The organism is Streptococcus sp. 27098_8_51 (assembly GCF_041432205.1).
GTDB lineage: Bacteria > Bacillota > Bacilli > Lactobacillales > Streptococcaceae > Streptococcus.
Map to the genome: position 1 here is coordinate 65591 of NZ_JAPVZE010000003.1, position 14223 is coordinate 79813.

The following is a 14223-nucleotide window of genomic DNA, read 5'->3' on the forward strand; positions in this document are numbered from 1 at the left end:
AAGAGAACCTTTGGGTTCTCTTTGCTTTATTTCAGAAAATTTTCCCACTTTTTCATAAAGTATGGTAGAATAGAAGAACTAAAATGCCAAGGAGGTGTCCGTATGGAACAAACATTTTTTATCATTAAGCCAGATGGTGTGAAAAGAGGGCTGGTTGGTCAGGTTCTGAAAAGAATTGAGGAGCGTGGTTTCAAAATCGAAAAATTAGAGTTGCGTTCAGCAGTTTCAGAAGATTTGATTGACCAGCACTATCAAGACTTGGTTGAAAAAAGTTTTTATCCTCCTATTCGTCAGTTTATGACCTCAGGACCAGTAGTGGTGGGCATTCTATCAGGTCCGAAAGTGATTGAAACTTGGCGGACCATGATGGGGGCTACTCGTCCAGAAGAAGCACTGCCAGGAACTATCCGGGGAGATTTTGCTAAGGCGGCAGGAGACAATCAAGCCATTCAAAATGTAGTTCACGGCTCCGATTCGGAAGCTTCTGCAAAACGTGAAATTGCTCTCTGGTTTAAGGATTAGACTGGTAAAAGAACAGTTCTGTGCACAACAGAGCTGTTTTTTGGTCAGTTGAGCACAAAAAAAGGACACTTGAGGCGGTAACGATCATTTCAAACTCCTCACAAGGTATAATCCCATATAGGGAGGGAAAAGAAATGGTAAAATCAATTCGCCTATTGTTACTGATTGCAGTCATCCAGATTAGTTTTAGTAGTTGTCTATTATGGAAAGAATCCTTTTTATCTTTAAAACAGACCAATGCTTATTTTTTAATTTTAATAGTAGGAATTTCTGTTTTGTGCGCTGGGATAAATTATTTCCATACAGCAGACCAGTCTAGACATAGTATTTTACATGTTCAAAAGAAAGTGAGTCTGGTTTATTGCCTCCTTTTAGTAGTCAATCTTCTGGCAACCTGTCTGGTTCTCTCAGAAAGCATCCAAACCACTAGCAAATTGCAGCAGGAATTGGTTGACCTCTTTTTACCCTCCTTCTTTTTTTTGCTAGGAGTAGATCTATTGATTTTCTTACCTTTTGATAAAATTTTTCGCGATATAGAAAATCACCTAAATAAAAAGAAAACAGTCGTCATTTCCGTTCTAGCTACGATGGTTTTCTTGAGGAATCCCTTAGTGATTTCCTCGATTCTCCTTTATATCAGTGTTGGTTTTCTATGCGCACGTTTCCTTTTTCCCAAATGTATCCAAAGGGAAATCTCCTTTTATGGACACCTGATTCGGGATATCCTGTTTGTTTTTTCAATAGTTGTATTCTTTTAAGTGGAGGAGAATTTTTCAAAATTGTTATAGTAAGTCCATAAAGAAAATTCACACAAAAGAAAACTTTTTGGTATAATAGTAGCATGCACACAAAAAATGAAGAAGAGCTTCTAGCTCTCGGAGAAAGATTAGGTCATTTGCTTCAAAAAGACGATGTTCTGATCTTGACTGGAGAGTTGGGAGCGGGTAAAACAACCTTTACAAAAGGCCTTGCTAAGGGCTTGGATATCCGTCAAATGATTAAAAGTCCAACCTATACCATTGTCAGAGAGTACGAAGGACGTTTGCCACTTTACCACTTGGATGTCTACCGTATCGAAGGTGATGCTGATTCTATTGACTTGGATGAGTTTCTCTTCGGTGGTGGTGTGACTGTTATTGAGTGGGGGCATCTTTTGGGTGAAGATTTACCAGATTCTTACTTGGAGTTGGAAATTTTGAAAGAAGCTGAGGGGCGTTGTCTTCATTTTACGGCTCATGGCTCTCGGGCTGAACAACTCATCAAGGAGCTTCAAGATGGAGTATGAGTTGTGTATTCGTGAGGCAGAGATTTCAGATGCTACAGCCTTAATTGCATTTTTAGATTGTGTCGGTCAAGAGACAGATTTTACCAGCTTGGATGAAAATGGCATCATGATGACAGCCTCTGAAATGGCTCTTTTTATCGAAAAACAAGCTGCATCAGAGAATCAAATTACTCTCCTCGCCTTACTGAATGATGAGATTGCAGGAGTCTTAAATATCACAGCGGACCAACATTTAAGAGTTCGACATATCGGTGATGTTTTTCTAGCAGTTCGCAAGAAATTCTGGAACCAAGGCTTGGCGACTATACTTCTAGAAGAAGGCATCGAGTGGGCTAAATCCAGTGGTGTCTTGTGCCGTTTGCAACTCAGTGTACAAAAACGAAACGAGGCTGCGATCCACCTCTACTCAAAAATGGGATTTATCACAGAAGGCTTACAAGAAAGAGGAGCCTATTTAGCAGAAGGGATATTTTTAGATGTTTGTCTTATGGGCAAGCTGATAAATGAATAACGAGATGATTAAAAAATTAATTGGAATGGTGCTAGGTTTCCTAGCAGTAACAGTTTTAGGTGTAGCGGTTTATGGCTATACCATCTACCAACAGGGAACAGAAACCCTAAGTAAAAAGACTTACAAAAAAATCGGGGAAGAAACCAACGTTATCGAAGCGACGGAGCCTCTGACCATCCTCTTGATGGGGGTAGATACGGGAAATGTGGAACGTACAGACCCGTGGGCGGGAAATAGTGATTCCATGATTCTCCTGACGGTTAATCCCAAAACAAAGAAAACCACAATGATGAGTTTGGAACGGGATATTTTGACCAAGATTGAGACTGGAAACGGTCAAGTTCAGGAAGCCAAACTCAATGCGGCCTATGCTAATGGTGGTGCGGAACTTGCAATTTCTACTATTCAAAAGATGATGAATATCCACATTGACCGCTATGTGATGGTTAACATGCAGGGGCTTCAACAATTGGTGGATGCGGTTGGTGGAATTACCGTCAACAATACACTCGGTTTCCCAATTTCGATTGCTGACCAAGAGGAGTTTAATAAGATTTCTATCGGTGTTGGAGAACAAACCTTGAATGGGGAGGAAGCTCTGGTGTATTCACGGATGCGTTACCAAGACCCAGAGGGAGACTATGGTCGTCAAAAACGTCAACGTGAAGTTATTCAAAAGATCGTTGAGAAGGTTTTGAGCCTAAACAGTGTGAGTCATTATCAAGGTATCCTCAAAGCTTTGAGTGATAACATGCAGACCAATGTGGACTTGTCAGCTAAGAGCATTCCACAATTGCTCGGCTATCAAGATTCCTTCAAGAATATCGAAACGCATCAATTGCGTGGGGAAGATGCTGAGCTACAGGGAATTTCTTATCAGATTGTCACTTCAGAACATATGCTCGAAATGCAAAATCTCTTGCGTAGTTCGCTAGGTAAAGAGCCAGTGACAGAATTGGAAACCAATGCGGTACTGTACGAAACAGCCTTTGGTCGGACAGCACCTTCAACCAGTACGAACGCTTCAAACGAAGAAGCAGAATAAGAAAAGAATCAAATCGTGGGAAATTTCCTGCGATTTTTTCAAAAAAATTCGAATAGATAAGTAGGAGGAAACATGAAAGCAGAAATTATTGCTGTCGGAACAGAAATTTTAACAGGGCAGATTGTCAATACCAATGCTCAGTTTTTATCAGAGAAACTAGCCGAAATCGGGGTAGATGTCTATTTCCAAACTGCTGTTGGAGATAATGAAGCTCGTCTTTTGTCCTTGCTGGAGATTGCGAGCCAACGTAGTAATCTTGTGATTTTGACAGGGGGCTTGGGACCAACTGAGGATGATTTGACCAAACAAACCCTGGCAAAATTTTTAGGAAAAGATCTAGTGTTTGACCCTCAAGCGCAAGAGAAACTGGATATTTTCTTTGCTCATAGACCTGACTATGCTCGGACACCGAATAATGAGCGCCAAGCCCAAATTGTAGAAGGGGCGACTCCACTGCCAAATGAGACAGGTTTAGCAGTAGGAGGGGTGTCGGAAGTGGATGGCGTGACCTACGTGGTCCTCCCGGGACCACCTAGTGAATTGAAACCTATGGTCTTAAATCAACTCTTACCTAAGTTAATGACTGGTACCAAGTTATACTCACGTGTGCTCCGTTTCTTTGGAATTGGGGAGAGTCAGTTGGTGACCATTTTGGCGGATTTGATTGACCATCAAACCGATCCGACTTTGGCGCCGTATGCCAAAACAGGAGAAGTGACCTTGCGCTTGTCTACAAAAGCAGTTAGTCAAGAAAAGGCTGATCAAGCGCTGGATATCTTAGAAAATCAAATCTTGAGTCGCCAAACTTTCGAGGGAATTTCTTTACGAGACATCTGTTACGGATATGGGGAAGAAACCAGCCTCGCAAGTGTCGTTGTAGAAGAGCTAAAGAAGAGACAGAAAAGCATTACTGCGGCAGAAAGCTTGACGGCAGGTCTCTTTCAAGCGACATTAGCAGACTTTTCGGGCGTTTCAGCAATCTTTAATGGCGGTTTTGTCACTTACAGCCTAGAAGAAAAGTCCAAGATGTTGGATATTTCCGAGCAAGAGCTAAAAGAACACGGGGTTGTTTCTGAGTTTACGGCTCGAAAAATGGCAGAGCAGGCACGGATCAAGACTCAGTCTGATTATGGAGTCAGTCTGACAGGTGTAGCTGGGCCAGATAGCCTAGAGGGTCATCCAGCTGGTACAGTTTTTATTGGACTGGCACATGCCAAAGGGACAGAGGTGATCAAGGCTAATATCGCAGGACGGAGTCGAGCAGATGTCCGACATATTGCGGTCATGCATGCCTTTAACCTAGTTCGCAAGGCTTTATTAAGTGACTAAATTTTGGTATAATGAAAGATAGGTCTAAGGACCAGTAGAATATAGGAGAACAAAATGGCGAAAAAACCAACAAAAAAATTAGATGAAATTGGGAAAAAATTTGGAGCAGACCGTGAAAAAGCATTGAACGATGCTCTTAAATTGATCGAAAAAGACTTTGGTAAAGGCTCAATCATGCGCTTGGGTGAGCGCGCGGAGCAAAAAGTTCAAGTGATGAGCTCAGGCTCATTGGCTCTGGACATTGCTCTTGGTTCAGGTGGTTATCCTAAAGGACGTATCATCGAAATCTATGGACCAGAATCATCTGGTAAGACAACGGTTGCCCTTCACGCTGTTGCGCAAGCACAGAAAGAAGGTGGTATTGCAGCCTTTATCGATGCGGAACATGCTCTTGACCCAGCCTATGCTGCAGCCCTTGGTGTGAATATTGACGAATTGCTCTTGTCACAACCAGACTCAGGTGAGCAAGGTCTTGAAATTGCAGGGAAATTGATTGACTCAGGTGCCGTTGACCTCGTCGTTATCGACTCGGTTGCAGCCCTTGTACCTCGTGCAGAAATCGATGGGGACATTGGAGACAGCCACGTTGGTTTGCAGGCTCGTATGATGAGTCAAGCCATGCGTAAACTTGGAGCTTCTATCAATAAGACCAAAACGATTGCCATCTTTATCAACCAATTGCGTGAAAAAGTTGGGGTCATGTTTGGAAATCCAGAAACAACACCTGGTGGACGTGCTTTGAAATTCTACGCTTCAGTCCGTTTGGATGTTCGTGGAAGCACACAAATCAAGGGAACTGGTGACCAGAAAGATACCAATGTCGGTAAGGAAACCAAGATCAAGGTCGTGAAAAACAAGGTGGCTCCACCATTTAAGGAAGCCTTTGTTGAAATCATGTACGGAGAAGGGATTTCTAAAACTGGTGAGCTCTTGAAGATCGCAAGTGATCTCGATATCATCCAAAAAGCGGGAGCATGGTACTCTTACAAGGGTGAAAAAATCGGACAAGGATCTGAAAATGCTAAGAAATACTTGGCGGATCACCCAGAAATCTTTGATGCCATTGACCACCAAGTCCGTGTTCAATATGGCTTGATTGAGGATGAAGAAGGGACAACTCCTATCTCTGGCGCAGAAGATCTAGCACCTAACCAAGAAGTAACGCTTGACCTAGGCGACGGACTTGAAATCGAAATTGAAGATTAAAAATAAAAGCGGAGAAGTCTTTCTCTGCTTTTTATGTTTAATTATTAATTCTCCATAAGCTTCAAAAGCGTAATAAAAGAGTATTTAATCAAAAAAATTAAAAAAACTGTTGCAATTTTTTTAATTTGATGATAAAATTAAATCATTCTATAAAAAGAAGACTACTATAATGGAAAAACGCCTTGTTCGTAATGTACAAGACAAAAAGATTGCTGGAGTTTGTGCAGGTATCGGTGACTACTTTAACATGGACCACACACTTGTTCGTGCACTTTGGATCATCTTCACCCTACTTGGTGGTTCTGGAATCTTAGCTTATGCTGTTCTCTACTTCCTTCTTCCAGAAGGCAATGCAGAAGCTTAAGCCATAGAGAGAATAAAAGTTTATTCTGATCAGTTGAAAATAAAAAATGCATGTAATCGTAGATTACATGCATTTTTATATGTAGTTTCTATCGAAAAAGAGAGGTTCTTCACCGGATGGATAAGTCTTGTTTAATGGTCACTAAAACGACGATACTCTATATGAAAGTCAAAATAATGTTCATTTTGTAACTTTTGGAAGATGTCGCGATAGGCTTCTTCGTCAAAATAGTCGCCACGATAGAGGATTTCAAAACTCAAACCATCGTACTCAAGGAAAGCGTTGGCTGTTTTAAAGCCATTTTGTCGATAGAAGTCCATTCTAGCCTTCCTTTGCTCCAAGTTATCGCATTCTTCATCCAATCGCTCGACTTCGAGTAACATGGTTCGCTGGTAAAAATCAGTCAGCTTTTCGATGATTTCCTTTCCATACCCGTGGCTTCTCAGGTGGGGCATGATGGCAAAAAAACTGATATAGAAGGCCTTTGGATTGGAGATGGCAAAAGCAAAGCCGACAAACTCTTCTTGGTTATAAAAGGCAAAAAAGTGAGCGTCTTCTCGGTCCTGATAGCGCAAGAACTCAGACAGAGGGACTCGTTCTTCCTCGGGAAAAGCTTCTTTGTTTAGCTTTTCAACCTTATCCAGATCAGGAAATACATCGGTAATTAATTGACTGGTCAAACTCATAAATGAACTCCTTTTCTTGATTATAGCAAATTGTCTCTCTGTAAGCAATTGATTGCAAACTTAGTAACAGAGCCTTGTCGCTCCTTTAGAAAGCTGATATAATAGCTTTATGAATAAGAAACGATCCGTGGACTTGATACATGGTCCTATTCTTCCTGCGCTGTTAAGCTTTGCCTTTCCAATCTTGCTGTCAAATATTTTCCAACAGCTTTATAATACAGCTGATGTCTTGATTGTTGGGCGATTTCTTGGCCAAGAATCCTTGGCTGCAGTAGGAGCTACTACAGCCATTTTTGACTTGATTATAGGCTTTACGCTTGGTGTTGGAAATGGCATGGGGATCGTCATTGCCCGCTATTATGGGGCTCGTAATTTCACCAAAATCAAGGAAGCGGTTGCTACAACCTGGATTTTAGGAGGGTTTCTCAGTGTTTTTGTTATGTTGATGGGCTTTGTCGGCCTGTATCCACTCTTGCAATATTTAGATACCCCTGCAGAAATACTTCCCCAGTCCTATCAATATATTTCCATGATTGTGACCTGTGTCGGAGTTAGTTTTGCCTATAATCTCTTTGCTGGCTTGTTGCGGTCTATTGGTGACAGTCTGGCTGCGCTTGGTTTTCTGATTTTCTCTGCTCTGGTCAATGTGATTCTCGATCTCTATTTTATTACGCAACTGCAACTGGGTGTTCAATCTGCGGGACTTGCTACCATTATTTCGCAAGGATTGTCAGCGGTTCTCTGTTTTTACTATATCCGTAAGAGTGTTCCAGAACTACTTCCTCAACTCAAGCATTTTAAATGGAACAAGGCCTTGTATGCGGATCTCTTGGAGCAAGGTTTGGCTATGGGTTTGATGAGTTCCATTGTGTCCATAGGTAGTGTGATTTTACAGTCTTCTGTCAATACTTTTGGAGCTGTGATTATTAGTGCTCAAACAGCAGCTAGACGCATTATGGCTTTTGCTCTGCTTCCGATGACGGCTATTTCTTCTGCTATGACGACCTTTGCCTCTCAAAATCTCGGGGCCAAGCGACCAGACCGCATAGTTCAAGGCCTTGGTGTTGGGAGTCGTTTGAGCATGTTCTGGGCAGGTTTTATTTGTATTTTCCTCTTTTTTGCCAGTCCTAGCTTGGTTTCCTTCTTGGCCAGTTCGACGGATGGATACTTGGTAGAAAATGGTAGTCTTTACCTGCAAATCAGTTCAGTCTTTTATCCGATTTTGAGCCTTTTGCTGATTTATCGGAATTGCTTGCAGGGATTGGGGCAGAAAGTCCTTCCTCTAGTTTCCAGCTTTATAGAACTAATCGGGAAAATTGTTTTTGTAGTTTTGATTATCCCTTGGGCAGGCTATAGGGGAGTTATCCTTTGTGAACCCCTTATCTGGGTTGCCATGACCACCCAACTGTACTTTTCACTTTTCCGCCATCCCCTGATAAAAGAAGGCAAGGCAATCTTGGCAGTCAAAGGACAATCCTAGCTGGATTTGCTGAATAAAATCCATTTCCTCTAGTGAAAATCGAAAAAACTTGTGTTATAATAAGAAAGATTAAAATGTGAAAAAAGGAGATTCCTAATGGGACGTAAATGGGCCAATATCGTAGCCAAGAAAACGGCTAAAGATGGAGCTAACTCTAAAGTATATGCAAAATTTGGTGTAGAAATCTATGTAGCAGCTAAAAAAGGTGATCCAGACCCAGAATCAAACACTGCTTTGAAATTCGTTATCGACCGTGCGAAACAAGCCCAAGTGCCAAAACACGTTATCGATAAAGCGATTGATAAAGCAAAAGGAAACACAGACGAAACCTTTACAGAAGGACGTTACGAAGGTTTTGGACCAAATGGTTCTATGTTGATTGTGGATACCTTGACGTCAAACGTCAACCGTACCGCGGCCAATGTCCGTGCAGCCTTTGGTAAAAACGGCGGAAACATGGGAGCTTCAGGTTCAGTATCTTACCTCTTTGACAACAAAGGTGTTATCGTATTTGCAGGTGATGATGCTGATGCTATCTTTGAACTCTTGCTAGAAGCAGATGTGGATGTGGATGATGTAGAAGCAGAAGAGGGAACAATCACTGTTTATACAGCTCCAACTGACCTTCACAAGGCTATCGTTGCCCTTCGTGAGTCAGGTATCGAAGAATTCCAAGTGACAGAACTTGAGATGATTCCTCAGTCAGAAGTGGAATTGTCAGGCGATGACCTTGAAACCTTTGAAAAACTATACAGCGTCCTTGAAGACGACGAAGATGTCCAAAAGATCTATACCAATGTAGATGGATTCTAATATAAAAAGCGAACAGACCTACTAGCTGTTCGCTTTTTATATTGAAACTTAGACTCTGCTTTCAGAATCATTTTGTTGCTTGCTTTTTCCTAGACCTAGACCGACTGCATGTTTTTGGACGAGCAAGAGTTGCCCATTGTCATCTTTTGCAAAAGTTAGGGTAACAGTCTTAATCTTGTCTCCAATAGAGATATAGGTGATTTTTCTCGTATTGTAACCCCCAATAGTGGAGTCAAACTCGGAGTCTGGTAGTCCGTGTTTTTTGATAATATCCTTGTAGTTGGTGCCACCTTTTCCTTTGTTGTCAAGGTCACCTTCGATTAAGTCGTCAAACTCTTTTTGGGTCCAAGTGAAGGAATCCTCTTCCTCCTCTTCAGGGATGAAATCACTGCTATCATCTGTCAAGTCACTTTCTTCTTCGCGTTCCATTGAGGCACTGGCCTCTCTGTAGGAGCGGTTAAATTCCTTGGCAAAATCTTTGTAGATATTAGCGTACAGTATCTGGGTTGTAAAGAAAAGGACAATAGAAGCAATTGATAGAGCTGTTCCGATAATGGCCATTGTTTTTCGTTTTTTGAGGTTAACGATAAGGCCGATAATCCCTAGGATTAAAGCGACGATGGCGATGAAAAATGACAGATAGTTAATAAATGGTATCCAAGATCCTAAAAGTGCGATGGCTCCAAAAATGGTTGCCAAAATCCCTAAAACTTTTTGTTCTTCTGGTTTCATTTGAAAGTTTTCTCCCTTCATCGAGTGAATGGATATCAATCCACAGTAGTTAGTGCTTATTATAGAGAAAATATCTGCTAATGTCAATTCTGACCAAGATAGTTCTCATAGAAACTTTTTTCTTGACATCTTTTCTGAAAATGATAAAATAGTTCTCATGGTAACTTAATTAGTTCTCCAGAGAACTATATTTATCGTAAGAAAGGAGCAATCATGGACAAGCCGATGTTAATGTTCAAACGTTTTGGGCACCAGGTTCATCTGATGGTACAGAAAGAAGCCAAGCGATGTGGCATTGAATTTATGGGTGGACCGCAAGGGCAGGTTCTGCGTTTTTTAGATCATTGTGAACAAAAAGAGGAACTGGTCTTGATTAAGGATATCGAGCAGGAACTCAATATTACCAAATCTGTGGCGAGTAATCTAGTCAAGCGCATGGTACAAAATGGTTTGGTCGAGTTAGAGGCGAGCCCCAGCGATAAGCGGGCAAAATTTGTTCGCCTGACGGAGAAATCGCGTTCGCAGATGCAAAAAGTTAAAGCTTTTTTTGATCGGATCGATCAGAGTCTGCTAGAGGGGGTTTCAAAGTCAGACTTGGCAATCTTTGAAAAGGTACTCGGGCAATTGCAAGAAAATGTTGAGAAGATAGGAGGAGAGAATGAAGAAACTCGCTAAACGTATTACAGGAAAAGAGTGGGGAATGATCGTCCTTACGATTCTGTTCACTTGTTTCTCGGTCTATCTAGAGTTAGAGGTACCGACCTACATTTCGCAAATTACAGAATTACTGGGAACGTCAGGGACACAGATGGATGCACTCTGGTCACCAGCTGCGAAGATGATTGGTTTGTCTTTATTGGCTTTCTTTTCATCTGTTATGGTTGGTTTCTTTGCCGCTCGCGTTGCAGCATCCTATACAACCCATCTACGTAGAGACGTATTTCATCGTGTTTTAGATTTTTCGCAGACAGAGATCAAGCGCTTTTCAATCCCAAGTCTTTTGACTCGGACGACCAATGATATTACCCAGGTACAGATGCTCTTTACCATGGGCTTGCAAGTGGTTACTCGTGGGCCAATTATGGCTATCTGGGCCATTGGAAAAATCCTTGGGAAATCGGAATACTGGCTCTGGGCGGTCCTTGTGGCTGTTATTGTGAATGTCTTGATGACCACCGTTCTTATGACTCTGGCTTTTCCTAAACAATCTGTCATCCAAAAATTGACAGATAAACTCAATAGTATCACTCGTGAAAGTTTGACTGGGATTCGAGTTGTTCGCGCATACAATGCCGAGGATTACCAAGGTAAGAAATTTGAAGCAGCTAACGATGAGGTAACACGTCTCAATCTCTTTGTCAATCGATTGATGGCCATTATGAACCCGATCATGATGGCGATTTCCAGTGGATTGAGTTTAGCCATTTACTGGATTGGTGCCTATATCATCAACGATGCAAGTTTGACAGAACGTCTGCCACTCTTTAGTGATATGGTAGTCTTCATGTCCTATGCTATGCAGGTCGTGATGGGCTTCCTTCTCATGGGAGCACTCTTTATCGTTCTTCCTCGGACCTTGGTTTCTGCAGGACGTATCAACCAAGTTTTGGATTTGCATCCTTCTATTAAGAATCCGAGTCAAGCACAGGCTGCAGATTCTTCAGTTCAAGGACAAGTGGAATTCCGTGATGTAACCTTCCGATACTCTCAAAACTCAGAAGCAGTTGTGGAACATGTTACTTTTAAAGCCGAAGCAGGTCAAACAGTTGCCTTTATCGGATCAACTGGATCTGGGAAATCTACTCTAGTCAACCTAATACCTCGTTTTTATGATGTCTCATCTGGTCAAATCCTAGTAGATGGTGTCGATGTGCAAGATTACAACTTGGAAGACTTGCGTAATAAGGTCGGCTATATCCCACAAAAAGCTGTGCTCTTTTCTGGAGATGTTAAGGGTAATCTCGACTTTGGTAAGAGTAAAGAAAGTCCTCTCAGCGAACCTGCTATGTGGCAAGCTTTGGAATTGGCTCAATCTAAGAACTTTATCGAGGATAAGGAAGCAGGTCTGTCCTCTGAAGTAGCCCAAGGTGGGACCAACTTCTCAGGAGGTCAAAGACAACGCTTGGCTATTGCCCGGGCCTTGGCTCGTAAGCCAGAGATTCTTATCTTTGATGACTCTTTCTCAGCCTTGGACTACAAGACAGATCGTGTCCTTCGCCAAGAGCTAGCTGAGAAAACAAAATCCATGACCAAGCTCATCGTAGCGCAACGGATTTCTACCATTATGGACGCCGACCTGATCTTAGTTTTGGATCAAGGTAAAGTCGTGGGACAAGGCACCCACAAGGAACTTCTTGCAACCAACGAAGTCTACCAAGAAATTGCCTACTCACAACTATCGAAGGAGGAATTGGAACATGGAAAATAAAAAAGTTTCGGTCTGGAAACAGTGCAAACCTTATATGGCAGGCCTCCAACTTCCTCTCCTAATAGCAGTTGTGGCTGCAGTCATTTCAAGCATCATTACCGTTTATGGTCCAACTAAGATTAAAGAAATTACTAACTTGATTTCAGATGGCTTGGCTACAGAAATCGACTTGGTAGCTGTGTCAAACATTGCTGGATTTTTGGTTGTCCTATATGTGTTTGGAGCTATCCTTAATTATACACAGGCCTATATATTTTCAACGAGTATCCAACATTTTTCAAAACGCTTGCGGACGGCTATCGCTGAAAAAATCAATCGTTTGCCACTTGGCTATTTTGACCGTCATTCACAAGGAGACACCCTTTCGCGCGTGACCAATGATGTGGATACAGCAGCGCAATCTCTCAACCAAAGTCTAGGGACAGTTCTTTCAGCTAGTTTCTTGTTGATTGCTGTCTTGGTGACCATGTTTGGGATGAACTGGATTTTAGCTCTCGTAACAGTGGTCTCTACGCTTGTTGGTTTTGCGGCGGTTTCCGTAATCATGGCCAAGTCACAGGGTTATTTTAAAGCCCAACAAAATAATCTAGCAGCCGTCAATGGTTATGTGGAAGAGATGTACTCTGGCCATAATGTAGTGACCAGCTACAACGCAGTGGACACCTCCAAAGCGAGATTTGCAGGGTTAAACCAAGACTTGCATGACAGTATCTGGAAATCTCAGTTTATCTCTGGTATCATGATGCCAGCCATGTTCTTTGTTGGGAACTTTAGTTATGTCTTAGTCATCATCGTTGGTGCCGCGCTGGCGTTAGAAGGGCATATCACGATAGGGATTATCGTAGCCTTTATGGTTTACGTACGGACCTTCTCCCAACCTCTGTCACAGATTGCCCAAGGGATTACGAGCCTGCAACAAGCGAGTGCAGCCATGACTCGTGTATTAGAATTTCTAGCTGAAGCAGAGATGCAAGATGAATCTCGTAAGGAAAGACAATTGAGCAACATGAAAGGGGAAGTAGTCTTTGATCATGTGTCCTTTGGATATACACCAGAGCGCACCATTATCCATGACTTTTCTGCGACAGCTCATGCAGGTCAGAAGGTTGCTATTGTTGGACCGACTGGGGCTGGGAAGACAACCATTGTCAATCTTTTGATGAAGTTCTATGAGCTAGATAAGGGAAGTATCCGTATCGATGGTGTCGATACCAAGGACATGAAGCGTTCGGAAGTACACGATGCCTTTTCAATGGTCTTGCAGGATACTTGGCTCTTTGAAGGAACCATTCGAGAGAACCTGATCTATAATCAGACAGACATCAGTGATGAACGAATGATAGAAGCTAGCAAGGCAGTGGGAATCCACCACTTTATCATGACTTTGCCAGATGGCTACGATACTGTTTTGGATGACACCGTGACCTTGTCTGTTGGACAGAAACAGCTCTTGACCATTGCTCGTGCCCTTCTCAAAGATGCACCGCTCTTGATTTTGGATGAAGCGACATCTTCAGTCGACACACGTACAGAGGAGTTGATTCAAAAAGCTATGGACCGTTTGATGGAAGGACGCACATCCTTTGTCATCGCCCACCGCTTGTCAACTATTCGTAATGCCGATTTGATTCTTGTCATGAAAGATGGCAATATCATCGAGCAAGGCAATCATGAGGAACTAATGGCGCAAGGTGGCTTCTACGCTGACTTGTACAATAGTCAATTTACAGAAGACGAAGCAGAAGAATAAATCAAAAGAAGGCTTGACGGCCTTCTTTTTCTGCACTATACTAGAAGATAAACGTCTCACCTGTAGACGAAA

15 protein-coding genes are annotated in these 14223 nt (G+C 42.2%); 13 read left to right on the top strand and 2 right to left on the bottom strand.

What is annotated here, in order from left to right; all coding sequences use genetic code 11:
* Window positions 1-102 precede the first annotated feature (102 nt).
* The 8 genes from ndk (at window position 103) to O3622_RS03640 (ending at window position 6262) form a co-directional block, all read left to right on the top strand.
* Window positions 103-522 carry a nucleoside-diphosphate kinase gene (gene ndk, locus O3622_RS03605; protein ID WP_049489472.1) on the top strand — a complete coding sequence of 140 codons (420 nt, stop codon included), beginning with the start codon at window positions 103-105 and terminating at the stop codon, window positions 520-522.
* 134 nt (window positions 523-656) lie between these two features.
* Window positions 657-1280 (top strand): hypothetical protein, encoded by a 624-nt coding sequence (locus tag O3622_RS03610; protein ID WP_049505419.1) that lies wholly within the window; start codon window positions 657-659, stop codon window positions 1278-1280.
* A gap of 83 nt (window positions 1281-1363) precedes the next feature.
* Window positions 1364-1807, top strand: a complete 444-nt coding sequence (gene tsaE, locus O3622_RS03615; RefSeq protein WP_000556959.1) for a tRNA (adenosine(37)-N6)-threonylcarbamoyltransferase complex ATPase subunit type 1 TsaE — start codon at window positions 1364-1366, stop codon at window positions 1805-1807.
* Entirely contained in the window at window positions 1797-2318 is a 522-nt protein-coding gene (locus O3622_RS03620; protein ID WP_000455513.1) for a GNAT family N-acetyltransferase, read from the top strand. Before tsaE ends, O3622_RS03620 begins: the two co-directional genes overlap by 11 nt.
* Window positions 2319-2322: 4 nt before the next feature.
* Complete coding sequence (locus O3622_RS03625; protein ID WP_000592175.1) at window positions 2323-3363, top strand: LCP family protein; 1041 nt, start codon at window positions 2323-2325, stop codon at window positions 3361-3363.
* Window positions 3364-3435: 72 nt separating this feature from the next.
* Complete coding sequence (locus tag O3622_RS03630; RefSeq protein WP_000642672.1) at window positions 3436-4692, top strand: competence/damage-inducible protein A; 1257 nt, start codon at window positions 3436-3438, stop codon at window positions 4690-4692.
* 54 nt (window positions 4693-4746) lie between these two features.
* Window positions 4747-5898, top strand: a complete 1152-nt coding sequence (recA, locus tag O3622_RS03635; protein WP_070696030.1) for a recombinase RecA — start codon at window positions 4747-4749, stop codon at window positions 5896-5898.
* Window positions 5899-6067: 169 nt separating this feature from the next.
* The gene (locus O3622_RS03640; RefSeq protein ID WP_000415528.1) at window positions 6068-6262 is read left to right on the top strand and encodes a PspC domain-containing protein; all 195 of its coding nucleotides are present in this window, start codon (window positions 6068-6070) and stop codon (window positions 6260-6262) included.
* Between the two features lie 131 nt (window positions 6263-6393).
* On the opposite strand, the gene O3622_RS03645 is transcribed toward O3622_RS03640, so the two are convergent.
* The gene (locus O3622_RS03645) at window positions 6394-6948 is read right to left on the bottom strand and encodes a GNAT family N-acetyltransferase (protein ID WP_000060284.1); all 555 of its coding nucleotides are present in this window, start codon (window positions 6946-6948) and stop codon (window positions 6394-6396) included.
* Window positions 6949-7057: 109 nt separating this feature from the next.
* On the opposite strand from O3622_RS03645, the gene O3622_RS03650 reads away from it, so the two are divergent.
* Window positions 7058-8428: an MATE family efflux transporter gene (locus O3622_RS03650; protein ID WP_371607032.1), complete on the top strand. Its 1371-nt coding sequence runs from the start codon at window positions 7058-7060 to the stop codon at window positions 8426-8428.
* A 96-nt stretch (window positions 8429-8524) separates the two neighbouring features.
* Window positions 8525-9241, top strand: a complete 717-nt coding sequence (locus tag O3622_RS03655) for a YebC/PmpR family DNA-binding transcriptional regulator (RefSeq protein WP_371607033.1) — start codon at window positions 8525-8527, stop codon at window positions 9239-9241.
* A gap of 48 nt (window positions 9242-9289) precedes the next feature.
* Here the strand turns inward: O3622_RS03655 and O3622_RS03660 are convergent, their stop codons facing one another.
* Window positions 9290-9994, bottom strand: a complete 705-nt coding sequence (locus O3622_RS03660; protein WP_371607034.1) for a CD20-like domain-containing protein — start codon at window positions 9992-9994, stop codon at window positions 9290-9292.
* 192 nt (window positions 9995-10186) lie between these two features.
* Here O3622_RS03660 and O3622_RS03665 point away from each other — a divergent pair, with 192 nt between their 5' ends.
* From O3622_RS03665 to O3622_RS03675, 3 genes are read left to right on the top strand one after another with little or no spacing between them, the layout of a single operon-like run.
* Window positions 10187-10648 carry a MarR family winged helix-turn-helix transcriptional regulator gene (locus tag O3622_RS03665; protein ID WP_000360526.1) on the top strand — a complete coding sequence of 154 codons (462 nt, stop codon included), beginning with the start codon at window positions 10187-10189 and terminating at the stop codon, window positions 10646-10648.
* A complete protein-coding gene (locus tag O3622_RS03670; RefSeq protein WP_371607035.1) occupies window positions 10632-12401 on the top strand; it encodes an ABC transporter ATP-binding protein in 1770 nt (589 codons plus the stop codon). Before O3622_RS03665 ends, O3622_RS03670 begins: the two co-directional genes overlap by 17 nt.
* Complete coding sequence (locus O3622_RS03675; protein ID WP_000428386.1) at window positions 12391-14151, top strand: ABC transporter ATP-binding protein; 1761 nt, start codon at window positions 12391-12393, stop codon at window positions 14149-14151. The genes O3622_RS03670 and O3622_RS03675 overlap by 11 nt, the downstream gene beginning before the upstream one ends.
* Window positions 14152-14223 lie beyond the last annotated feature (72 nt).